Genomic DNA, 20,585 nt, shown 5'->3' with positions numbered 1-20,585 from the left:
CGATGCAACCGATCCGGACGATGCGGCCGGCCGAGGCCGGCTTCACCGCCGCCGCGCGGCGCCTGCTGCGCGCGAAACTCCCGCCGGCCGCGTTGCTCGCGGCGGCGGCCGTGACCGTCGCGGCCGTCGTCACGGCGACCGGTTGGCGTGCGGCCGGCCCCGCGCCGAGCACCGCGCAGCTCGACGAGTGGCAGGCGATGGTCACGCAGGCCGTCGAGCCGCACGCGCTCGCGCAGTTGCGCGCCCTCGCACGCCGCGGGTCGGGCGACGCGCAGGCGGCGCTCGGCATCGCGCTGGTCGATGCGCGCGAGCCGGGGCTGCGCGACGAGGGGCGCGGCTGGCTGGAAACCGCCGCGCAAGCGGACACGAAAACCGACACGCCCGCCGCGCGGCGCGCGCAGCTCGCACTCGGCAAGGCATTGCTGCTGGGCAGCGGCGACATCCCGAAGGACTATGTGCGCGCCCGCGCGCTGCTCGGCGAAGCGGCCGGACAGGGCGATCCGGCCGCCGCGTATTACCTCGGGCTGATCTATCGCAGCGGCTACGGCACCGCCGCGGACCCCGTGCAGGCCGCGCACTGGTTCGAGCTCGCGTCGCGCGCGGACCTCCCGGCCGCGGACTTCATGCTCGCGAACGCGTACCGCGAAGGCAGCGGCGTGCCGCGCGACGAAGCGCGCGCGCTCGCGCTGTATCGCCGGGCGGCGGAACACGAGCTGCCGGAAGCCGTGCAGACGCTCGCGATGGCGTATCGCAACGGCGAGCTGGGGCTCAAGCCCGACGCGGACGAATTCCACGCGCAGTGGATCGAAACCGCGCATGCGCTGAAGCACCCGGTCATCGCGCCGTGATGCGCGCGAGCCGCCTGGCCGGGTGCCGTCGCGGCATCCCGTGTCAGGCGGCGCCGCTGCGCGCGGGGCGTTCCAGACGCATGTACGAGTCGGACACGATCAGTCCGAAGACGATGTGATCGAGCGCGCTCACCCAGCCTCGCGCGTCGGCGAACCACGGGAACAACTGCGTCATGCCGTAGTAGTTGACGACGTACAGCAGCACGCCGAATACGGCCCCCGCCACGCTGGCCATCCCGATGCTCGAATCCAGGCTGAAACACGCAATGATCACGGCCAGGATCAGCGCAAATACGATCGACAACGCGAAGTGCACGCCCAGCGCGGCCAGCAGCGTCCCCACTTCGACCGTGGCCGACGGTGCGAGCGCGTCATCGCCGAAGTAGATGGCCGCGATCATGCGCAGCGGCGCCCACGCGTCGTGTCCGATGATTGCCGCCGCGACGACCTGGACGACGAGGAAAACCGCACCGGCCACGCACCCGCCGATCACGGCGGCTCGCCACACCGGAATGCGGCGCGCGTAATGGTGCGAATGCATGTGGAGTTGCATGGCCACCTCCTTGAAAATGGTCCGCCGCCGCGTCAGTGCCGGTGCGTATGCGACATATCCGGGCGCATCGCCGACCATGCCGACGCGAGCGAGTCCATCAGCCGGCGACAGGCACACGTCGTCGGGAGGCCGGCGGCATCGGCGCTCCGGCGCGTCCTGCGGTGAAGGCGCTCGAACCGGCTGGACGGGCTCGAACACGAATGAAGCGGGTTCATCGCCATTTCCCTCGATGCGGCAACGACGACGACACGCCGGCGCGCGCCGATTCGTCTGCGTTACTGCCGGCAACGCCGTCGAACATGCCGCCAAAGCAGATACTTCGAACGTAGTCGTGCCGGTCGCCAATTTCAAGATGCCGGCCGGCGGCGGTACGCAACGGTGCCGGATTCGGCAGGCGAAAGCGGCAACAGGCCCGCGGTCAAGCAGGACACCGACTGCGAACATTCGCGCGCCCGTGCAAGCCGAGCCTGCAAAACAAGTAGCCGCGCCGGATGCGCGGCCGTCACCGTCGATATCGCTGCCGGTGCTTCCAAGCGCCCCTTCCGCCCCTGTCGCTACAATAGCCACCATGAACGCCCCCACCTCCTCCGACACGCCCGATTCCGGCGACGCGCACATCGCGCGCAACCGGCTCGAGGCGCACCTGGATGCCGCGCCGCGCGCGTGGCCGCTCGACATCGTTGCCGCCACCGGCTCGACCAACGCCGACGTCGCGACGCGCCTCAAGGCGCTGCCGCGCGCCGCGAACGCGCTGCCCGCGCCGCTCGTGCGCGTCGCGTTCGAGCAGACGGCCGGCCGCGGCCGGCAAGGCCGCCCGTGGTTCGCGCAGCCCGGCAACGCGCTGCTGTGCTCGGTCGGCTGCATCGTGCCGCGCCCCGTGGACGCGCTCGGCGGCCTCAGCATCGCGATCGGCGTCGCGCTCGCGGAAGGGCTCGCCACGCTGCCGCTCGACGCCCGCACGCGCGTCGCGCTCAAATGGCCGAACGACCTGCTGCTGACGGTCACCGACGACGGCACGCCGCGCATCGTCGGCAAGCTCGCCGGGATCCTGATCGAAACCGTCTGGACCACCGCCGACGCGACCGCCGTCGTGATCGGCTTCGGCATCAACGTGCGCGGCGCGGAAGCCGTCGCCGCGCAGGTCGACGCGCTGCGCGCGCGCGAAGCGACGCTCGCGAGCGGGCTGCCGCCGGCCGCGCTGTCGGCCGCGTGCGCATCGGCCAACCTCACCGATACGCTCGCCGCCGCGCTGAACGCGCTCACCCCCGCCCTCGCGCAGTTCGGCACCGACGGGCTCGCGCCGTTCCTGCCGCGCTGGCACGCGCTGCACGCGTACGCAGGGCGCGAAGTCGTGCTGCTCGAACAGGGTGTCGAACGCGTGCGCGGTATCGCGACCGGCATCGACGCGACCGGCCAGCTGCTGCTCGACACGCCCGATGGCGTGCGGGCGATCGCGGCCGGCGACGTATCGCTGCGCGAAGCGCAATGAACGAACCGCATCTGCTGATCGACGCCGGCAACAGCCGGATCAAGTGGGCGCTCGCCGACGCGCAGCGCGCGCTCGTCGACACCGGCGCGTTCGGCCATACGCGCGACGGCGGCGCCGATCCCGACTGGTCGGCCGTGCCGCGTCCGCATGGCGCATGGATCTCGAACGTCGCGGGTGCCGACGTGGCCGCCCGGCTCGACGCGCTGCTCGACGCCCGTTGGCCCGGCCTGCCGCGCACGACGATTCGCTCGCGGCCCGCGCAATGCGGCGTGACGAACGGCTATACGACGCCCGAACAGCTCGGCAGCGATCGCTGGGCCGGTTTGATCGGCGCGCATGCGGCGTTTCCGGGCGAGCATCTGCTGATCGCGACGTTCGGCACGGCGACGACGCTCGAAGCGCTGCGTGCGGACGGACGTTTCACCGGCGGGCTGATCGCGCCGGGCTGGGCGCTGATGATGCGCGCGCTCGGCACGCACACCGCGCAATTGCCGACGCTGACCACCGACATCGCGAGCGGGCTGCTCGCGGGCGCGCAGGCCGAGCCGTTCCAGGTCGATACGCCGCGCTCGCTGTCGGCCGGCTGCCTGTACGCGCAGGCGGGGCTGATCGAACGCGCCTGGCGCGATCTCGCCGATGCGTGGCAGGCACCCGTGCGGCTCGTGCTGGCAGGCGGTGCAGCCGACGACGTCGCGCGTGCGCTGACGCTGCCGCATACGCGGCACGACGCGCTGATTCTGTCCGGGCTTGCGCTGATCGCCGCGGAAGCGGCGGCGCAGGATTGACGTCAAACCGGCCGGCATCGCGCCGACTGAACGACTGAACAACGACGAGGAGTGTCGACGATGCTGCGCTGGCTGATCGCTGTTCTCTTTCTCGCGAACCTGCTCGCGTTCGTCGCCGTGCGCGGCGTGTTCGGGCCGCTGCCGGCGGCCGGCCCGCGCGAACCGGGCGTGCTGTCCCGGCAGGTGCGGCCCGAAGCGCTGCATGCGATGCCGCTCGCGCACGCGGCCGATCAGCCCGTGATCGGCGGCCCGATCGGCGCGCCGGCCGTCACGGCCGAGCCGCTCGCGGCATCCGCGCCCTGACGGCGCGGCACCCGCATCAGGACTGCTGCGCGCGCACCTTCTTCAGCAGCGCGGTGGTCGAGCGGTCGTGCTCGAACGGAATCGCGAGCGCCCGCCCGCCCCAGCCGCGCACGATCGCCGATTCCGGCAGCGCGTCCATGTCGTAGTCGCCGCCCTTCACGAGAATGTCCGGACGGACGGCCTCGATCAGCGACACCGGCGTCTTCTCCTCGAACTTCACGACCCAATCGACGCTTTCCAGCGCCGCGAGCAGCGCCATGCGGTCTTCCTCGCGGTTGATCGGCCGGTCGTCGCCCTTGCCGAGCATGCGCACCGACGCATCGCTGTTCACGCCGACGATCAGGCATGCGCCGAGCGCCTTCGCATCGGCGAGATAGGTGACGTGGCCACGGTGCAGGATGTCGAACACGCCGTTCGTGAACACGACGGGCGAAGGCAGCGAAGCGCGCAGCGCAACCAGGGCGTCACGGGTGATCAGCTTGCGTTCGAAGGTAGCGGGCATGATGGATTTCGGATGGCGTGAGCGGCGCGCGATGCACGTCGCGACGGAACACGGCGGCGCCAGATAAAAAGCCCGCCGGATCGCCGGGCGGGCTTCATGCGGGAATACGCGGCGGCGATCGCGGCCGGCGGCGCTTCACGCCGGCTGCGACGCCGCGCGGCCTCAGGCCGGTTGCGCGGCCGACGACGGGCCGCTTTCGGACTGCAGGCGGCCGGTGACTTCCTTGCGATAGCGGTTCAGTTCCTGCGCGGTCGCGAAGGTGCGCTCGAACAGGATCGACAGGTTGTGCAGGATCCGCTCGACGACCTTCTTTTCCCACTCGCCGTCGAAACGGATCTGCTCGTCGAGCCAGCGCTCGAGCCATTCCGGATCGGGCAGGCGCGACTGCACGGTGTCGCGCGGGAACAGCGCCTGGTTCACGTGCAGGTTGGTCGGGTGCAGCGGCTTCTCGGTGCGGCGCGCCGACGCCATCAGCACGCCGATCTTCGCGAACGCCGCGCGCGCGACGTCGCCGCAGTTGTTCAGCGCCTTCTTCATGTAGCGCAGGTAAGCGCCGCCGTGGCGCGCTTCATCGCGCGAGATCGTTTCGTAGATGTGCTTGATGACCGGCTCGGTGTGCCAGTCGGCCGCGCAACGATACCAGTGGTTCAGGCGGATCTCGCCGCAGAAGTGCAGCATCAGCGTCTCGAGCGGCGGCGCCGGGTCGAACGCGAAGCGCACCGCGTGCAGTTCCTCTTCGGTCGGCACCATTTCCGGCCGGAAGCGGCGCAGGTATTCCATCAGCACGAGCGAATGCTTCTGCTCTTCGAAGAACCACACGCTCATGAACGCGGAAAAGTCGCTGTCGTGCTGGTTGTCGCGCAGGAACATTTCCGTCGCGGGCAGCGCCGACCATTCGGTGATCGCGTTCATCTTGATCGTCTTCGCCTGCTCGTCGGTGAGCAGCGAAGCGTCGAACTTGTCCCACGGAATGTCCTTCTCCATGTCCCAGCGGACAGCTTCGAGCGACCTGTAAAGTTCCGGATAAAGCATGGTGTTCATGATGGTCCCACCCCTGTTCTGCGCAATGCGACTTCTCTAAACGTGACTGTTGCCGCGCGGGCGCGCGAACGCGCTTTTTGCAGCCAAGACTCTAATTTTACGCGTGAATCCAGCCCCCGGACGCAGATTCCGCGTTCGGCAGCCGGGCGGCCGCGCCGCCGCCTCGAAGCACGCCGCGGCCCCGCTCCGCTCGAACGGAACCGACCGCGCGTGCCTGATGTGGGGGCCGGCGCAGGCCGGCTCGGTGACGAGCCCGCCCGGCGCCACGCGGTCCCCGGACGGGTTCCCGTGCGACCGCCGGACCGGCGGGCTGCTCGATATGGTGTATACGGCGGCGGCCATGATAGCACGCGCCCATGACGGTTCCGAGACGCGGAACCGGTCGCGGGCCGCCAGCCGCGGTGCGGCGATCGGTCGCAGGCTCCGTCGCGAAAACGCAACCGAAATGTAAGCTGCGTCGCTTTCGGGTCGGCCCCGGGCGTGTCGGTCAGGCCCGTATTTCGCCTGTCGCGATACCGCCTTCGGGCGGCGTGCCGGCCGCCGGCGCGCTGCCGCCGTCGGCCCGGGCGATCCAGTCCGCCAGCGTGTCGCGTTGCGCGCGCCCGTCGCGGTAGCCGAGTTCGATCAGCTCGCGCGTGAACGCCTCCTCGAACAGCAGGTAGCTCGCGAACGACGCGCCGGCGGGCTGGCTGCCGCCGATCGCGCCGAGCAGCCCGCGCATCGTCGCCGGCATCTGCGTCAGGTGTTTCGCGGCGATCAGCTCGATGCGCTCGGACGGCGCGATCGCGAGCACGTCGACGTGCCGCCAGCCGCTGTCGACTTCGACCTGGTGCGGCAGGTGCTCGATCATCCGGTTGATGTGCTCGATCCGCTCGATGTCCGAGCCGATCGAGTCGAGAAACACGCTCGCGAGCACCTGCTGGCCGATCTGCGCGGGCGTCGGGTAACCGCGCACCAGCCCCGAGCCGTTCGCGGCGGGAATTTCGGGCCGCGGATCGGCCGCGCCGACGACGACGATCCGGTCCGCGCCGAAGTGGATCGCCGGCGACAGCGGCGCGACCTGCCGGATCGACCCGTCGCCGAAGTATTCGATCTGGCCGTCGAGCACGAGCGGCACGGCCGGGAACACGAACGGAATGGCCGACGACGCGAGCAGGTGCGACGCCGACAGATCGACGAGCCGTGCGGTGCGCTGCGCGCGCCGCCATGCCTGGATCGGCTCGGCAGCCTGGTAGAAGGTCAGGTGCCGGCCGCTCGAATAGCTGAGCGCCGTCACCGACAGCGCATGCAGCAGGCGGGCCTCGAGCATCTGCTCGATCCGGTGGAAGCTCAGCTCGCGCTGCAGCAGGTGCGCGAGCGGCGCGTTGTCGAGCAGCCCGCGCGGCGAGCGGCGCGCCGCCCAGCCGAAGGTCATCGTCGCGAGCCAGCGTGCGCCCGCCGCCGCGATGCCGAGCCAGTCGGTGCGATACACGTAGTCCGCGCGCAGCGGCTCCCAGAATTCGAGCAGGCGCCGCACGCCGTGCGAAAAGTCGTCCGCGTGGCTTGCGATCGACGTCGCATTGATCGCGCCGGCCGATGACCCGCAGACCACCGTGAACGGCACCGTATGCCGGTTCGGATCGGCCTCGCGCGCGATTTCGGCCAGCGCCTTCAGCACGCCGACCTGATAGGCGGCGCGTGCGCCGCCCCCCATCAGCACGAGCGCGAGCCGCATGATCGACCTGCTATCCGGTTCGCGTCACGTCGAGCGCTTCGGCGGACGCGTTTCGGGCGACGAAGCGGCTGCCGCGCGCGCCGCGGCCGAGCCGGCCGGCTTCGCGCGCTTCGCGGCCGGCTTGCGCGGCGCGGCTGCGGCTGCCGCGGCGGAGGCGGGCTGCTTCGCCTGCGCCGGCTGGGCGGCCGGCTCCGGCGACGCATCGCCCGGCGCCGCGGGTTGCGCGCCCGGCTGTGCCACCGCGAGACTCGCGAGCTGGTTGAACTGCGCCTGCAGCAGGTTCCACCAGCCGGCCGGGTCGAACGCCTGCTGCGCGGCGTCGCCTGCCGGCGGCGCAGCCTCGGAAGCAGCAGCCTCGGCGTCCGGCGCGTGCCGGGCATCGGCGCGCGACGCGGGCGCGGACGCCGCTTGCGCGGCCGCAACCGCGGCCTCCTCGGCCGCCGACATCGAGCTTTGCGCGAACGCGCCGAACGCGCGCAGCGTCGCGAGCGTCGCGCGCTGCACCTCGAGTGCCTGGATCGCGGACTGCAGCATCCCGAGATTGAGCTTGAGCCATTGCTCGACCGCACGCAGATCGGTGATCCGCTTGTCGAGTTCCTCGACGCTCGTGAGCGGCGCCATCATGTCGGACATGCTCGACAGCGAAGGCGGCAGCCCCGACGCGGTGCCGGGAAACGACGCCATCCCGCCGAACGGCGTCATCCGCATCATGTCCCACATCCGGTCGAGCATGTCGGCAGGCTTGAAACCGGCAAAGCCGGCGAAAGGGTTGGAACCGGGGGCATCGGTCGTCATACGGGCGTCCTGGTTGACTGGGGGAGCGAAGCGGCCGGCACGGATCGAGCGGCCGCCTTTGGTTCGATCATAACGCGCGTCAGAACGGTGCGTCGCCGGGGAAGTCGGGCGGGCGCCGCTCGCGCAGCGAGCGGATGCCTTCCTGCACGTCGGGCCCCGAGAAACCCATGAATTCGAGCGCGAGCGACGTATCGAACGTCGGCCCGGCGCTGCGCAGCCAGTTGTTCAGCGCGTACTTGGTCCAGCGGATCGCCGACTGCGATCCGTGCGCGAGCCGCTCCGCGACTTCATACGCCTTCGGCAGCAGGTCGGCCGGCTCGACCGCGAGCGACACGAGGCCGATCCGCTCGGCCTCCTCGCCGCTCACCGGTTCGCACAGCAGCAGGTAGTACTTCGCCTTCGCCATCCCGCACAACAGCGGCCACACGATCGCCGCGTGATCGCCGGCCGCGACGCCGAGCCGCGTATGGCCGTCGATGATGCGCGCATCCTTCGCGGCGATCGAGATGTCGGCGAGCAGCCCGGCGACGAGCCCCGCGCCGACGGCCGGGCCGTGCATCGCGGACACGATCGGCTTGCTGCAGTTGATCACGTTGTAGACGAGGTCGCGCGCCTCGCGCCACACGCGTGCGCGCACGTCGAAGTCGTTCGCCATCGCCTCGACGAGCGCGAGATCACCGCCCGCCGAAAAGCCCTTGCCCTCGCCGCGGATCACCGCGACGCGCGTGTCGGGATCGCGGTCGACGTCGCGCCAGATGTCGGCGAGCTCGCGATGCATGCGCTCGTTCGCAGTCGCGAGGCCGCTGCGGTTCGCGCCCTCGCCGCTCATCACGATGTCGAGCACGCCGTGATCGCGGCGTATCACCTTCAGTGCTTCGTAACCGCCGTATGCGGCGAGATCGGCCATGCGCAGCTCCCGGGTTCTGGTAAAGCTTCAGGCGTTTGAAACGCCTGAGGCGAGTGTAGCCAAGCCCGCGCGGGCAAACATCAGGCGAAACCCGGCGCGCGGGCCGGGGCCGGGTTTCGCGTCGGCTTGCGCGTGCGCGTCAGGCCGCGCCGTCGGGCGGGGCGACCGCCTGCTCGATCGCACCGAAGATCGACTTGCCGGCCGCGTCGAACATCTCGATGCGCACGGTGTCGCCGTAGCGCATGAATTCGGTCTGCGGCGCGCCGTGCTCGATCGTCTCGAGGCAGCGCTTCTCGGCGATGCAGCAGTAGCCGCGCTTCGCGTCCTTGTTCGACACCGTGCCCGAGCCGACGATCGAGCCGGCACGCAGGTTGCGCGTCTTCGCCGCATGCGCGATCAGCTGGCCGAAGTGGAACACCATGTCGGTGCCCGCGTCGGGCTGGCCGACCTTCCTGCCGTTCCAGTGGACGATCATCGGCCGGTGCACGCGGCCTTCGCGCCATTCGTCGCCGAGCTCGTCGAGCGTCACCGCGACTGGTGCGAACGCGGTGGCCGGCTTGCTCTGGAAGAAGCCGAAGCCCTTCGCGAGTTCGGCCGGAATCAGGTTGCGCAGCGACACGTCGTTCACGAGCGTGACGAGCCGCACGGCCTTCAGCGCGTCGTCCGGCGACGCGCTCATCGGCACGTCGCCGGTAATCACCGCGACTTCGGCCTCGAAGTCGATGCCCCATTCCTCGGACGGACACACGATGTCGTCGCGCGCGCCGAGGAAATCGTCGCTGCCGCCCTGGTACATCAGCGGATCGGTCCAGAACTCCGGCGGCATCTCGGCGCCGCGCGCGCGACGCACGAGCTCGACGTGGTTCACGTACGCGGAGCCGTCGGCCCACTGGAACGCGCGTGGCAGCGGCGCCATGCAGTTCGCCGGATCGAACGCGAACGCGTTGCGTGCGCGGCCGTGGTTCAGCGCGTCGTACAGGTCGTGCAGTTGCGGCGCGTAGAACGCCCAGTCGTCGAGGACGCGCTGCAGCGTCGGTGCGATCGCATCGGCGATCGCCGCGGTGTGCAGGTCGCGCGACACGACGATCAGCTGGCCGTCGCGCGTGCCGTCCTTCAGCGATGCAAGTTTCATGGGGTATCTGCCGTTGTAGTGACGATGGAGGGAATCTATTTTACGATGGTGAATCCGTGCGGCGCGCCACGATCGTGCACGCCGTTTTCGTCCCGACCCTTGCCGCCTTGTCGCGCCCCCGTTGCCCATGCCTGCCAGCCCGCTTCCCGACGACGATCCCGCCGATTCCGACACCGACGACACCGGCTCCGGCGAGCACGGTGAAGGCGGCGAGAAGCTCCGCTCCGGCATCCAGTCGATCGAGGTCGGCTTCCGCCTGCTCGACGTGCTCACGAGCGAGCCGCGCGCGATGATGCTGCGCGATCTCGCGCAGCGCGCGGGCATGAGCCCGGCGAAGGCGCATCGCTACCTGGTCAGCTTCTCGCGGCTCGGCGTCGTGTCGCAGGATCCCGTGTCGGGCCGCTACGAACTCGGCGGCTTCGCGCTGCAGATGGGGCTCGCGCGGCTCGCGCGCGTCGACGGCGTGAAGCTCGCGCGGATCGCGCTGACCGAGTTGCGCGACCGCGTCGACCAGACGGTCGGCATCGCGGTGTGGGGCAACCAGGGGCCGACGATCGTGCACTGGATGGAATCGAGCCATCCCGCAAAGGCGTCGCTGAAGCTCGGCGACGTGATGCCGCTGCTCGGCTCCGCGACGGGCCTGCTGTTCGCCGCGTACCTGCCGCGCAGCAAGACTGCGGCGATGCTCGAACGCGAGCTCGCCGACACACGCCGCTCGCCGCATCACGGCGGCCCGCGCACGCTCGACGAGGTCGAGGCGGTGCTCGCCGACGTGCGCGCGCATCAGGCCGCGCGCGTCGAAGGGATGCTGCTGCCGACGATCCATGCGTTCTGCATGCCGGTGTTCGATGCGGTCGGCGAACTCGCGCTCGCGATCGTCGCGCTCGGCCAGGAAGGCATGTTCGACATCGCTTGGGGCGGCGAAATGGACACCGCGCTGCGTGCCTGCGCGCAGAAACTGTCTTACGAACTCGGCTATAGTCCGGACGCGCGCGACGCCTGACACGCCGGGCGCGCTACACCCGTGCGACACCCGTGCGGCACCCGCGCGATGTACCGCGAACGCGCGGCGCATCCGGCGGTCCGATGGCTGTGACGCGCGCTGCGCGCCGCGACCGCCCCAACCCTGTACCGTTTCGCCGATGCCGCCTGCCGACACCCGTCCTCGTCACGCCCCGCCCCGCCACTGGCTGCGCGTGGGCGTCGCGCTCGTGGTCGTGCTGGTGCTGCACGCGCTCGCGGCCTTGTGGCTGACGCGCAGTCGCGACGCGTTCACGCCGCCCGCGCCCGCCGCGATACCGGTGCAGATCGAATTGCTGAAGCCGCAGCCGATCGAGCGCCAGCCCGCGCCCAAGCCGGCCGAACATCCGGCCGAGCCGGCGCCGGCGAAACCGGCTCCCGCCACGCCGAAGCCTGCACCGAAGCCCGCGCCGTCGCCCGAGCCGCTCCTCACATCGACGCAGACGGCCGAGCACGGCGAGCCGCCGCCGGCCGCCGCCGCCGCCGCGAGCGGCACGACAGGCGCATCCGGCGCGCACGCGGCATCGGCCGGCGATGCCGGCGGCGCCGCCAGCGCCGCGACGCCGGGCCCCGCGACGAGCGGCGTGAAGTTCGCGGCACCGCCGCCCGGCGACCTGCAGTACGACACGTTCTACAACGGGATGCAGAACATGATCGGCACGATCCACTGGCGCACCGACGGGCGCACCTACGATCTGTCGGTGTCGATGCCCGTGCCGTTCGTCGGCCCGTTCTCCTACCGCAGCGAAGGCCGCATCGACGCGTTCGGCGTCGCGCCCGACCGCTATGTCGAGAAGCGCGGCAAGCGGCCCGAGGACATCGCGATCTTCAACCGCGAGATCCGCCAGGTGGTCTTCACGCGCACGCCGAACAACGCACCGCTGCCCGACGGCGTGCAGGATCGCTTCAGCATGCTGATGCAGCTGTCGGGGCTCGTGCGCGGCAATCCGGCCGCGTACAAGCCGGGCGTCACGCAACAGTTCTTCGTGATCGACAACAACAGCGGCGAGACCTGGCCGATCACGGTGATCGGCGACGAGGACGTGCAGACGCAGGCCGGCATCATCAGGGCACGCCATTTCATGCGGCTGCCGCGCCGCGACGGCGACACGCGCCGCATCGACATGTGGCTCGCGCCGTCGCTCGACTGGCTGCCCGCAAGGCTCGTACAATCGGAACCGAACGGTTCGCAGATCGAGTTGCTGTGGCACGGCCGGCTCGCCCCGCCGGATGCACCGGCCGCCGGCGCGACGGAAGGCGCAACGCAAGGCGCAACCAACGCGCCTGCCAGCGCACCGGCCGCGGAGCCGGCACCACCCGCGCCGCCGCCCGCCGTGCAACCGCCCGCGCCAGCAGCTGCGCCGCCGGCCTCGGCGCCGTCCGCGCCGTGACGATCGACCAGTCGGCAATTTCGACCGATTAAAGGACTCGCCGAAATGGCCGATGACACTCTTTAACAACTATTTCGGTACACCGGATCACAATAAGAAACGTTTGATAGACATCGGTTTCTAACCGATACACCCCACGCAAACGGGAGAACGGGGTGTGCAGCGCAAGCCCCTTGAAACCGGCACGGCCTGCCCCACCTACGGGACAACAAGGCCAGATGCCACTGCGAAGAGGAGTGCCGCCATGCAAATGATCTACAACAGCCCCAACTACTGCGTCGTCGAATTTGCGCCGCAGGCCGGCCACCATCTGATGAATGCCGGCGGATACGAAATCGTCGACAAGAACGCCCAGCGCGAGATCTTCATCGACGGCGAGCTCGCCGAGCGATTCCGCGCGCACGTGAAGCAGCTGATCGAGGATGAACCGTCGCTCGACGAAGTGGACGAATTCCTCGGACAGTTCGACAGCCTGATGATGATGCCCGTCGTCCTGCACTGACGACCCGCGGCCCGGCGCATCGCCGGGCCATTCGCCGCACTGAAGCGGCGCCGCGAGCACTCCGATCCAAGCCCCCGTCCGGTTCGCCGGGCGGGGGTTTTCGTTTGATGGGGCGGGGGCGCGGCCCGCACACGAGTACGCGTGTTCATTGCGCGCAGACCGCGCGCACGCAGGCATCGGGCCTGCACCGTTGCCTGCACCACGACCGTGCGCGCAACCCGCATGCCGCGCCGGCCGGCTCCGCGCCGCGCGAGGCCGGGCGGCGCCCCGGCGCACCGGCTACAATGACGGTTTTCCCGTCTTCGCCGGTCTCTCGCCCATGTCTGCGACTCCTCTCGCCGCTTCCGCCCCGCTCGACGCGCCCTACACGCGTGGCGCCGCACTGCCCGCGCTGCTGAAATCGCGCATCCTGATCCTCGACGGCGCGATGGGCACGATGATCCAGCGCTACAAGCTCGACGAGGCCGCGTATCGCGGCGAGCGCTTCAAGGATTTCCCGCGCGACATCAAGGGCAACAACGAGCTGCTGTCGCTCACACAGCCGCAGATCATCAGCGAGATCCACGACCAGTACTTCGCGGCCGGCGCGGACATCGTCGAAACCAACACCTTCGGCGCGACGACGGTCGCGCAGGCCGACTACGGGATGGAAGACCTCGTCGTCGAGATGAACGTCGAATCGGCGCGGCTCGCGCGCGAATCGGCGGCCCGCTACGCGACGCCTGACAAACCGCGCTTCGTCGCGGGCGCGATCGGGCCCACGCCGAAGACGGCGAGCATCTCGCCGGACGTCAACGACCCGGGCGCGCGCAACGTCACGTTCGACGAGCTGCGCGACGCGTATTACCAGCAGGCGAAGGCGCTGCTCGACGGCGGCGTCGACCTGTTCCTCGTCGAGACGATCTTCGACACGCTGAACGCGAAGGCCGCACTGTTCGCGCTCGACGAACTGTTCGAGGACACCGGCGAGCGCCTGCCGATCATGATCTCGGGCACCGTCACCGACGCATCGGGCCGCATCCTGTCGGGCCAGACGGTCGAGGCGTTCTGGAATTCGCTGCGCCACGCGAAGCCGCTCACGTTCGGCCTGAACTGCGCGCTCGGCGCGGCGCTGATGCGCCCGTACATCGCCGAGCTCGCGAAGCTGTGCGACACCTACGTGTCGTGCTACCCGAACGCGGGCCTGCCGAACCCGATGAGCGACACCGGTTTCGACGAGACGCCGGACGTCACGTCGGGCCTCCTGAAGGAATTCGCGCAGGCCGGGCTCGTGAACCTCGCCGGCGGCTGCTGCGGCACGACGCCCGAGCACATCGCCGAGATCGCCAAGGCGCTCGCCGACGTGAAACCGCGCCGCTGGCCGAGCCAGTACAGCGACGCCGCCTGACCGACCGCATCAACGCCCGCCCTACCTCATACGAATTCGCACCGCCATGACCGATCACATGATGCGCCTTGCCGGCCTCGAGCCGTTCAACGTCACGTCCGGAACGCTCTTCATCAACGTCGGTGAACGCACCAACGTCACCGGCTCGAAGGCATTCGCGCGGATGATCCTCAACGGCCAGTTCGACGAGGCGCTCGCGGTGGCGCGCCAGCAGGTCGAGAACGGCGCGCAGGTGATCGACATCAACATGGACGAGGCGATGCTCGATTCGAAGGCGGCGATGGTGCGCTTCCTGAACCTGATCGCGTCCGAGCCGGACATCGCGCGCGTGCCGATCATGATCGACTCGTCGAAGTGGGACGTCATCGAAGCCGGCCTCAAGTGCGTGCAGGGCAAGGCGATCGTGAACTCGATCTCGCTGAAGGAAGGCGAGGACGCGTTCCGCCACCACGCGAACCTGATTCGCCGCTACGGCGCGGCCGCGGTCGTGATGGCATTCGACGAGACGGGCCAGGCCGATACCTACGCGCGCAAGACCGAGATCTGCAAGCGCTCGTACGACTTCCTCGTGAACGAAGTCGGCTTCCCGCCGGAAGACATCATCTTCGACCCGAACATCTTCGCGGTCGCGACCGGCATCGAGGAGCACAACAACTACGCGGTCGACTTCATCGAGGCGACCCGCTGGATCAAGCAGAACCTGCCGTACGCGAAGGTGAGCGGCGGCGTGTCGAACGTGTCGTTCTCGTTCCGCGGCAACGACCCGGTGCGCGAGGCGATCCACACCGTGTTCCTGTACCACGCGATCCAGGCGGGCATGGACATGGGCATCGTGAACGCGGGCCAGCTCGGCGTGTACGCCGATCTCGACGCCGAGCTGCGCGAGCGCGTCGAGGACGTGATCCTGAACCGCCGCGACGATTCGACCGACCGCCTGCTCGAGATCGCCGACAAGTTCAAGGCGGGCGGCGCGAAGAAGGAAGAGAACCTCGAGTGGCGCAACCAGCCGGTCGAGAAGCGGCTCTCGCACGCGCTCGTGCACGGCATCACGAACTTCATCGTCGAGGATACCGAGGAAGTCCGCGCGAAGATCGCCGCGGCCGGCGGCCGCCCGATCAACGTGATCGAAGGCCCGCTGATGGACGGGATGAACATCGTCGGCGACCTGTTCGGCCAGGGCAAGATGTTCCTGCCGCAGGTCGTGAAATCGGCGCGCGTGATGAAGCAGGCCGTCGCGCACCTGATTCCGTTCATCGAGGAAGAAAAGCGGCTGCTCGCGGAAGCGGGCGGCGACGTGCGCGCGAAGGGCAAGATCGTCATCGCGACCGTGAAGGGCGACGTGCACGACATCGGCAAGAACATCGTGTCGGTCGTGCTCCAGTGCAACAATTTCGAAGTCGTCAACATGGGCGTGATGGTCCCGTGCAACGAGATCCTCGCGAAGGCGAAGGTCGAGGGCGCGGACATCATCGGGCTGTCGGGCCTCATCACGCCGAGCCTCGAGGAAATGGCGTACGTCGCGTCCGAAATGCAGCGCGACGACTACTTCCGCGTGAAGAAGATCCCGCTGCTGATCGGCGGCGCGACGACCTCGCGCGTGCACACGGCCGTGAAGATCGCGCCGCACTACGAAGGCCCGGTCGTCTACGTGCCGGACGCGTCGCGCTCGGTATCGGTCGCGTCGAACCTGCTGTCGGACGAAGGCGCGGCGAAGTACCTCGACGAGCTGAAGTCCGATTACGAACGGATTCGCGACCAGCACGCGAACCGCAAGGCGCAGCCGATGGTCACGCTCGCCGAGGCGCGCGCGAACAAGACGAAGGTCGACTGGGCCGGGTACCAGCCCGTGAAGCCGAAGTTCATCGGCCGCCGCGTGTTCAAGAACTACGACCTGAACGAGCTCGCGAACTACATCGACTGGGGCCCGTTCTTCCAGACCTGGGATCTCGCGGGCCCGTACCCGGCGATCCTGAACGACGAGATCGTCGGCGAATCGGCGCGGCGCGTGTTCTCCGACGCGAAGTCGATGCTCGCGCGCCTGATCCAGGGCCGCTGGCTGACCGCGAACGGCGTGATCTCGCTGCTGCCGGCGAACACGGTCAACGACGACGACATCGAGATCTACGCCGACGAGTCGCGCTCGGAAGTGCTGATGACGTGGCGCAACCTGCGCCAGCAGAGCGTGCGTCCGGTGGTCGACGGCGTGATGCGCCCGAACCGCTCGCTCGCCGACTTCATCGCGCCGAAGGAATCCGGCGTCGCCGACTACATCGGGATGTTCGCGGTGACGGCCGGCCTCGGCGTCGACGTGAAGGAAAAGCAGTTCGAAGCCGACCACGACGACTACAGCGCGATCATGCTGAAGGCGCTCGCCGACCGCTTCGCGGAAGCGTTCGCCGAAGCGATGCACGCGCGTGTGCGCCGCGAGCTGTGGGGCTACGCGAGCGGCGAGACGCTCGACAACGACGCGCTGATCGCTGAAAAGTACGCGGGCATCCGCCCGGCGCCCGGCTACCCGGCCTGCCCCGACCACCTCGTGAAACGCGACATGTTCGCCGCGCTGCACGCGGACGAAATCGGGATGAGTGTGACCGATTCGTTGGCGATGCTGCCGGCGGCCAGCGTGTCGGGCTTCTATCTCGCGCATCCGGACAGCCGCTACTTCTCGGTCGGCAAAATCGGGCAGGATCAGCTCGGCGACTACGCGCAGCGCATGGCGCTGTCGCTCGACGACGCGCGCCGCGCGCTCGCGCCGCAACTCTGATCCCGGCACGACCGGGGCGGTTCGCCGCCCTTTTGATCAGACGAAATGAAAAGCCCGCATCGAGCGGGCTTTTTCATGTGCCTTTGCAATCTCGCGATCGGCTTCAGGCGGGCAACGCAGCTCAGAAGCCCCAGTGCACGTCGGCCTGACCGGCCTTCGCTTCGCGCAGCATCGTCAGGAACGGTGCGACGCGCTGCGCCAGGCTCGGCGGCACTTCGTGGTGCGCGTGGTCGTCGTCGTCCTCGTGGAAATGGCCGGCGTGCTCGGCACGCTCCTGCTTCGCCTGCGCGACCGCGCCTTCCAGCTTCGCGATCGCGTGGTCCAGTTCGTCGTGCGTAATGACACCGCGTTCGCCCAATTGCTTGCCGACGAGGCCCAGCACGTATACGGCGAAATCCTTCAGCACGTCGAGATCCTGTGCCGCCTTGCTCTTGAACGTAATCATGACTATTCCCTTTTCATCTTGTTGTGCCTGCGCGGCGCGGTTGGGGGGACGCCGGCAGACCGGCGTCCGGCCTCGCGGACGCGGGGCGCCTGAGCGGCATATTAGCACCTGTTAAAATTCTGCGATCCCTGAAACGCGCGCTTAAAAAGCGCGCCGGCCGGCCGGCGTTTCCGGCCGCCACCAACGAAGCCTTCTACCAGCATGCTGCCAGCTCACAAACAGACCCTCGAAGCCCTGCTCGCGGATAGCGTCACGCAGGTCGCACACGCGCTGAAAGGCGCCGACGCAGCGTTCGTCGCCCCGGCCATCACGCTCGAGCGCCCGAAGGTCGCCGCGCACGGCGACGTCGCGTGCAACGTCGCGATGCAGCTCGCCAAGCCGCTCGGCACGAACCCGCGCCAGCTCGCCGAGCAGATCGTCGCCGCGCTCACGGCCCAGCCGGGCGCGCAAGGGCTCGTCGACGCGGCCGAAATCGCCGGCCCCGGCTTCATCAACCTGCGCCTGACGGCCGCCGCGAAGCAGGCGGTGATCGCCGCCGTGTTCGACCAGGGCCGCGCGTTCGGCACGTCGGATCGCGAAACAGGCAAGCAGGTGCTGCTCGAATTCGTGTCGGCGAACCCGACCGGCCCGCTGCACGTCGGCCACGGCCGCCAGGCGGCGCTCGGCGACGTGCTCGCGAACGTGATCGCGAGCCAGGGCTACGCGGTGCACCGCGAGTTCTACTACAACGACGCCGGCGTGCAGATCGGCAACCTCGCGATCTCGACGCAGGCGCGCGCGCGCGGCCTGAAGCCGGGCGACGCGGGCTGGCCGGAAGCCGCGTACAACGGCGAATACATCGCCGACATCGCACGCGACTACCTGAACCGCGAGACGGTTGCCGCGAAGGACGGCGAGCCGGTCACCGGCGCGGGCGACATCGACGATCTCGACGCGATCCGCAAGTTCGCGGTCGCGTACCTGCGCCACGAGCAGGACATGGACCTGCAGGCGTTCGGCGTGAAATTCGACCAGTACTACCTCGAGTCGTCGCTGTACAGCGAAGGCCGGGTCGAGAAGACGGTCGACGCGCTGATCAAGGCCGGCATGACCTACGAGCAGGACGGCGCGCTGTGGCTGCGCACGACCGACGAAGGCGACGACAAGGATCGCGTGATGCGCAAGACGGACGGCACGTATACGTACTTCGTGCCGGACGTCGCGTACCACGTGACGAAGTGGGAGCGCGGCTTCTCGAAGGTGATCAACATCCAGGGTTCGGACCACCACGGCACGATCGCGCGCGTGCGCGCGGGCCTGCAGGGCCTGCACATCGGCATCCCGAAGGGCTATCCCGACTACGTGCTGCACAAGATGGTCACCGTGATGCGCGACGGCCAGGAAGTGAAGCTGTCGAAGCGCGCGGGCAGCTACGTGACGGTGCGCGACCTGATCGAATGGTCGGGCGGCGCGACGCCGGGCCAGGAAGCGGCCCCCGACCTGATCGACGAGGCGACCATCACGCGCGGCCGCGACGCGGTTCGTTTCTTCCTGATCTCCCGCAAGGCCGACACCGAATTCGTGTTCGACATCGACCTCGCGCTGAAACAGAACGACGAGAACCCGGTCTATTACGTCCAGTACGCGCATGCGCGGATCTGCTCGGTGCTCAACGAACTGAAGTCCCGCTACAACGTCGACGCGGCGCAGCTGCCGGGTGCCGACCTGTCGCAGCTCACGAGCCCGCAGGCCGTGTCGCTGATGCAGAAGCTCGCCGAGTATCCGGACATGCTCACGCACGCGGCCAACGAACTGGCGCCGCACGCGGTCGCGTTCTACCTGCGCGATCTCGCTGGTGAATTCCACTCGTTCTACAATGCGGAGCGCGTGCTGGTCGACGACGAAGCGCCGCGCAACGCGCGCGCCGCGCTCCTCGCCGCGACCCGGCAGGTGCTCGAGAACGGTCTGGCGGTGCTCGGCGTGTCCGCGCCCGCCAAGATGTAAGCGGCCCGGACCGGGCAGCGAATGGCTGCGGCAGGCGCGCCTGCGACGGGAGCACCCGCCGCCGGATGCCCGTCGCAGCCTTTTCACGATTCTTTTTGCAGGTGACTCAAGCAATGGCACAACCACGCCGAACTTCGAAGCAATCGAAACAAGCCGGAGGGACATTTCTTGGAATCGTGCTGGGCCTGATCGTCGGCCTCGCGATCGCGGTGGTGGTGGCGCTCTACATCACGCGGTCGCCGTCGCCGTTCGTGTCGAAGGTCGCGCCGCCGCCGGCCGACAACGCCGCGAGCCAGCCGCAGCAGTTCGACCCGAACCGCGCGCTGCAGGGCAAGACGCCCGGCCAGCCGGTGCCGCAGGCCGCGCAATCCGCGCCGCCCAACACCGCGCCCGGCCAGGCCGCGAACCAGACCCAGGGCGGCCTGCTGCCCGAACCGCAGATCGTCGAAGTGCCGCCGGCGGGCAACACGAACGGCTCCGGCAACGCCAGCGGCTCGAGCAACACCACCGCATCGAACAACGCGTCGTCGGGCAACGGCGTCGCCGTCGCGCCGAAGCCGGCCGACAACCCGCCGCCGCCGCCGAAGAAGACGCAACAGGCGCAGCAACAGCAGCAGCAAGGCGGCGAGGACGACCTCGCGCGCTTCGCCGCGCAGAAGCAGGCGCAGCAGGCTGCCGCGCAGAAACAGCAGCAACAGCAACTGGCCGCGAACACGCCGAAGCCGGCGCCGTCCGCGACGTCCGCCGCGGCAGCGAAGCCGCCGACCGCGAGCGACGCGAACACCGGCTACTTCCTGCAGGTCGGCGCGTACAAGACGGAAGGCGACGCCGAGCAGCAGCGCGCGCGCCTGGGCTTCCAGGGCTTCGAGTCGAAGGTGTCGAAGCGCGATGTCAGCGGCGTGACCTATTTCCGCGTGCGCGTCGGCCCGTTCTCGAAATTCGAGGAGATGAACTCGGCCCGTCAGCGCCTGTCCGATGCAGGTGTCGACACGGCGGTGATCCGTTTCACGAAGCAGTAAGCCAC

The 20,585-nt window shown here is 69.2% G+C and carries 19 protein-coding genes; 11 read left to right on the top strand and 8 right to left on the bottom strand.

The genetic code is table 11. From position 1 onward, the window contains the following. Nucleotides 1-2 precede the first annotated feature (2 nt). Nucleotides 3-848 carry a tetratricopeptide repeat protein gene (locus U4Y91_RS21555; RefSeq protein ID WP_321806786.1) on the top strand — a complete coding sequence of 282 codons (846 nt, stop codon included), beginning with the start codon at nt 3-5 and terminating at the stop codon, nt 846-848. Nucleotides 849-891: 43 nt separating this feature from the next. Here U4Y91_RS21555 and U4Y91_RS21550 read toward each other — a convergent pair whose 3' ends face one another. Further along, the gene (locus U4Y91_RS21550; protein ID WP_321806868.1) at nt 892-1,401 is read right to left on the bottom strand and encodes a hypothetical protein; all 510 of its coding nucleotides are present in this window, start codon (nt 1,399-1,401) and stop codon (nt 892-894) included. Nucleotides 1,402-1,969: 568 nt separating this feature from the next. Here U4Y91_RS21550 and U4Y91_RS21545 point away from each other — a divergent pair. The 3 genes from U4Y91_RS21545 to U4Y91_RS21535 are packed head-to-tail and all read left to right on the top strand — an operon-like array spanning nt 1,970 to nt 3,978. Continuing rightward, nucleotides 1,970-2,890 (top strand): biotin--[acetyl-CoA-carboxylase] ligase, encoded by a 921-nt coding sequence (locus U4Y91_RS21545; protein ID WP_321806785.1) that lies wholly within the window; start codon nt 1,970-1,972, stop codon nt 2,888-2,890. Next, nucleotides 2,887-3,675: a type III pantothenate kinase gene (locus U4Y91_RS21540; RefSeq protein WP_321806784.1), complete on the top strand. Its 789-nt coding sequence runs from the start codon at nt 2,887-2,889 to the stop codon at nt 3,673-3,675. Before U4Y91_RS21545 ends, U4Y91_RS21540 begins: the two co-directional genes overlap by 4 nt. 60 nt (nt 3,676-3,735) lie before the next feature. Next, nucleotides 3,736-3,978: a hypothetical protein gene (locus tag U4Y91_RS21535; protein ID WP_321806783.1), complete on the top strand. Its 243-nt coding sequence runs from the start codon at nt 3,736-3,738 to the stop codon at nt 3,976-3,978. Nucleotides 3,979-3,994: 16 nt separating this feature from the next. On the opposite strand, the gene rfaE2 is transcribed toward U4Y91_RS21535, so the two are convergent. From rfaE2 to U4Y91_RS21505, 6 genes are all read right to left on the bottom strand, one after another. Next, nucleotides 3,995-4,480 carry a D-glycero-beta-D-manno-heptose 1-phosphate adenylyltransferase gene (gene rfaE2, locus U4Y91_RS21530; RefSeq protein ID WP_151068638.1) on the bottom strand — a complete coding sequence of 162 codons (486 nt, stop codon included), beginning with the start codon at nt 4,478-4,480 and terminating at the stop codon, nt 3,995-3,997. A 162-nt stretch (nt 4,481-4,642) separates the two neighbouring features. Continuing rightward, a complete protein-coding gene (locus tag U4Y91_RS21525) occupies nt 4,643-5,521 on the bottom strand; it encodes a ferritin (protein ID WP_044846770.1) in 879 nt (292 codons plus the stop codon). 487 nt (nt 5,522-6,008) lie between these two features. After that, a complete protein-coding gene (locus tag U4Y91_RS21520) occupies nt 6,009-7,235 on the bottom strand; it encodes a patatin-like phospholipase family protein (RefSeq protein WP_321806782.1) in 1,227 nt (408 codons plus the stop codon). A gap of 24 nt (nt 7,236-7,259) precedes the next feature. After that, a complete protein-coding gene (locus tag U4Y91_RS21515) occupies nt 7,260-8,030 on the bottom strand; it encodes a PhaM family polyhydroxyalkanoate granule multifunctional regulatory protein (protein ID WP_321806781.1) in 771 nt (256 codons plus the stop codon). Between the two features lie 79 nt (nt 8,031-8,109). After that, nucleotides 8,110-8,937 (bottom strand): enoyl-CoA hydratase/isomerase family protein, encoded by an 828-nt coding sequence (locus U4Y91_RS21510; protein ID WP_321806780.1) that lies wholly within the window; start codon nt 8,935-8,937, stop codon nt 8,110-8,112. A 139-nt stretch (nt 8,938-9,076) separates the two neighbouring features. Further along, a complete protein-coding gene (locus tag U4Y91_RS21505; RefSeq protein ID WP_321806779.1) occupies nt 9,077-10,069 on the bottom strand; it encodes a fumarylacetoacetate hydrolase family protein in 993 nt (330 codons plus the stop codon). Between the two features lie 127 nt (nt 10,070-10,196). Here U4Y91_RS21505 and U4Y91_RS21500 point away from each other — a divergent pair, with 127 nt between their 5' ends. From U4Y91_RS21500 to metH, 5 genes are all read left to right on the top strand, one after another. Continuing rightward, nucleotides 10,197-11,072, top strand: a complete 876-nt coding sequence (locus U4Y91_RS21500) for an IclR family transcriptional regulator (RefSeq protein WP_321806778.1) — start codon at nt 10,197-10,199, stop codon at nt 11,070-11,072. Nucleotides 11,073-11,211: 139 nt separating this feature from the next. Then, a complete protein-coding gene (locus tag U4Y91_RS21495; RefSeq protein ID WP_321806777.1) occupies nt 11,212-12,480 on the top strand; it encodes a DUF3108 domain-containing protein in 1,269 nt (422 codons plus the stop codon). Between the two features lie 244 nt (nt 12,481-12,724). Next, nucleotides 12,725-12,982, top strand: coding sequence for a DUF3567 domain-containing protein (locus U4Y91_RS21490; protein WP_006477667.1), 258 nt, complete (start codon nt 12,725-12,727; stop codon nt 12,980-12,982). Between the two features lie 319 nt (nt 12,983-13,301). Then, nucleotides 13,302-14,369 (top strand): homocysteine S-methyltransferase family protein, encoded by a 1,068-nt coding sequence (locus tag U4Y91_RS21485; protein WP_044846194.1) that lies wholly within the window; start codon nt 13,302-13,304, stop codon nt 14,367-14,369. A gap of 46 nt (nt 14,370-14,415) precedes the next feature. Continuing rightward, nucleotides 14,416-17,133 carry a methionine synthase gene (metH, locus tag U4Y91_RS21480; protein ID WP_321806776.1) on the top strand — a complete coding sequence of 906 codons (2,718 nt, stop codon included), beginning with the start codon at nt 14,416-14,418 and terminating at the stop codon, nt 17,131-17,133. 121 nt (nt 17,134-17,254) lie between these two features. Here metH and U4Y91_RS21475 read toward each other — a convergent pair whose 3' ends face one another. Next, nucleotides 17,255-17,578 carry a DUF1840 domain-containing protein gene (locus tag U4Y91_RS21475; protein WP_012364816.1) on the bottom strand — a complete coding sequence of 108 codons (324 nt, stop codon included), beginning with the start codon at nt 17,576-17,578 and terminating at the stop codon, nt 17,255-17,257. A gap of 201 nt (nt 17,579-17,779) precedes the next feature. Here U4Y91_RS21475 and argS point away from each other — a divergent pair, with 201 nt between their 5' ends. Together argS and U4Y91_RS21465 are read left to right on the top strand one after the other, a co-directional pair. Beyond that, nucleotides 17,780-19,561, top strand: a complete 1,782-nt coding sequence (gene argS / locus U4Y91_RS21470) for an arginine--tRNA ligase (RefSeq protein WP_321806775.1) — start codon at nt 17,780-17,782, stop codon at nt 19,559-19,561. A 113-nt stretch (nt 19,562-19,674) separates the two neighbouring features. Beyond that, entirely contained in the window at nt 19,675-20,580 is a 906-nt protein-coding gene (locus tag U4Y91_RS21465) for an SPOR domain-containing protein (RefSeq protein WP_321806774.1), read from the top strand. Nucleotides 20,581-20,585: the final 5 nt, after the last annotated feature.

This window comes from Burkholderia sp. BCC1993 (assembly GCF_905339865.1).
Taxonomy (GTDB): Bacteria; Pseudomonadota; Gammaproteobacteria; order Burkholderiales; family Burkholderiaceae; genus Burkholderia.
This window is presented reverse-complemented; position numbering and strand designations above follow the sequence as displayed.

Excerpts from the sequence above, each read along its gene's own strand:
- U4Y91_RS21555 (WP_321806786.1), top strand. The coding sequence starts at position 3 with ATGCAACCGATCCGGACGATGCGGCCGGCCGAGGCCGGCTTCACCGCC.
- U4Y91_RS21550 (WP_321806868.1), bottom strand. The coding sequence starts at position 1,401 with ATGCAACTCCACATGCATTCGCACCATTACGCGCGCCGCATTCCGGTG.
- U4Y91_RS21545 (WP_321806785.1), top strand. The coding sequence starts at position 1,970 with ATGAACGCCCCCACCTCCTCCGACACGCCCGATTCCGGCGACGCGCAC.
- U4Y91_RS21540 (WP_321806784.1), top strand. The coding sequence starts at position 2,887 with ATGAACGAACCGCATCTGCTGATCGACGCCGGCAACAGCCGGATCAAG.
- U4Y91_RS21535 (WP_321806783.1), top strand. The coding sequence starts at position 3,736 with ATGCTGCGCTGGCTGATCGCTGTTCTCTTTCTCGCGAACCTGCTCGCG.
- rfaE2 (WP_151068638.1), bottom strand. The coding sequence starts at position 4,480 with ATGCCCGCTACCTTCGAACGCAAGCTGATCACCCGTGACGCCCTGGTT.
- U4Y91_RS21525 (WP_044846770.1), bottom strand. The coding sequence starts at position 5,521 with ATGAACACCATGCTTTATCCGGAACTTTACAGGTCGCTCGAAGCTGTC.
- U4Y91_RS21520 (WP_321806782.1), bottom strand. The coding sequence starts at position 7,235 with ATGCGGCTCGCGCTCGTGCTGATGGGGGGCGGCGCACGCGCCGCCTAT.
- U4Y91_RS21515 (WP_321806781.1), bottom strand. The coding sequence starts at position 8,030 with ATGACGACCGATGCCCCCGGTTCCAACCCTTTCGCCGGCTTTGCCGGT.
- U4Y91_RS21510 (WP_321806780.1), bottom strand. The coding sequence starts at position 8,937 with ATGGCCGATCTCGCCGCATACGGCGGTTACGAAGCACTGAAGGTGATA.
- U4Y91_RS21505 (WP_321806779.1), bottom strand. The coding sequence starts at position 10,069 with ATGAAACTTGCATCGCTGAAGGACGGCACGCGCGACGGCCAGCTGATC.
- U4Y91_RS21500 (WP_321806778.1), top strand. The coding sequence starts at position 10,197 with ATGCCTGCCAGCCCGCTTCCCGACGACGATCCCGCCGATTCCGACACC.
- U4Y91_RS21495 (WP_321806777.1), top strand. The coding sequence starts at position 11,212 with ATGCCGCCTGCCGACACCCGTCCTCGTCACGCCCCGCCCCGCCACTGG.
- U4Y91_RS21490 (WP_006477667.1), top strand. The coding sequence starts at position 12,725 with ATGCAAATGATCTACAACAGCCCCAACTACTGCGTCGTCGAATTTGCG.
- U4Y91_RS21485 (WP_044846194.1), top strand. The coding sequence starts at position 13,302 with ATGTCTGCGACTCCTCTCGCCGCTTCCGCCCCGCTCGACGCGCCCTAC.
- metH (WP_321806776.1), top strand. The coding sequence starts at position 14,416 with ATGACCGATCACATGATGCGCCTTGCCGGCCTCGAGCCGTTCAACGTC.
- U4Y91_RS21475 (WP_012364816.1), bottom strand. The coding sequence starts at position 17,578 with ATGATTACGTTCAAGAGCAAGGCGGCACAGGATCTCGACGTGCTGAAG.
- argS (WP_321806775.1), top strand. The coding sequence starts at position 17,780 with ATGCTGCCAGCTCACAAACAGACCCTCGAAGCCCTGCTCGCGGATAGC.
- U4Y91_RS21465 (WP_321806774.1), top strand. The coding sequence starts at position 19,675 with ATGGCACAACCACGCCGAACTTCGAAGCAATCGAAACAAGCCGGAGGG.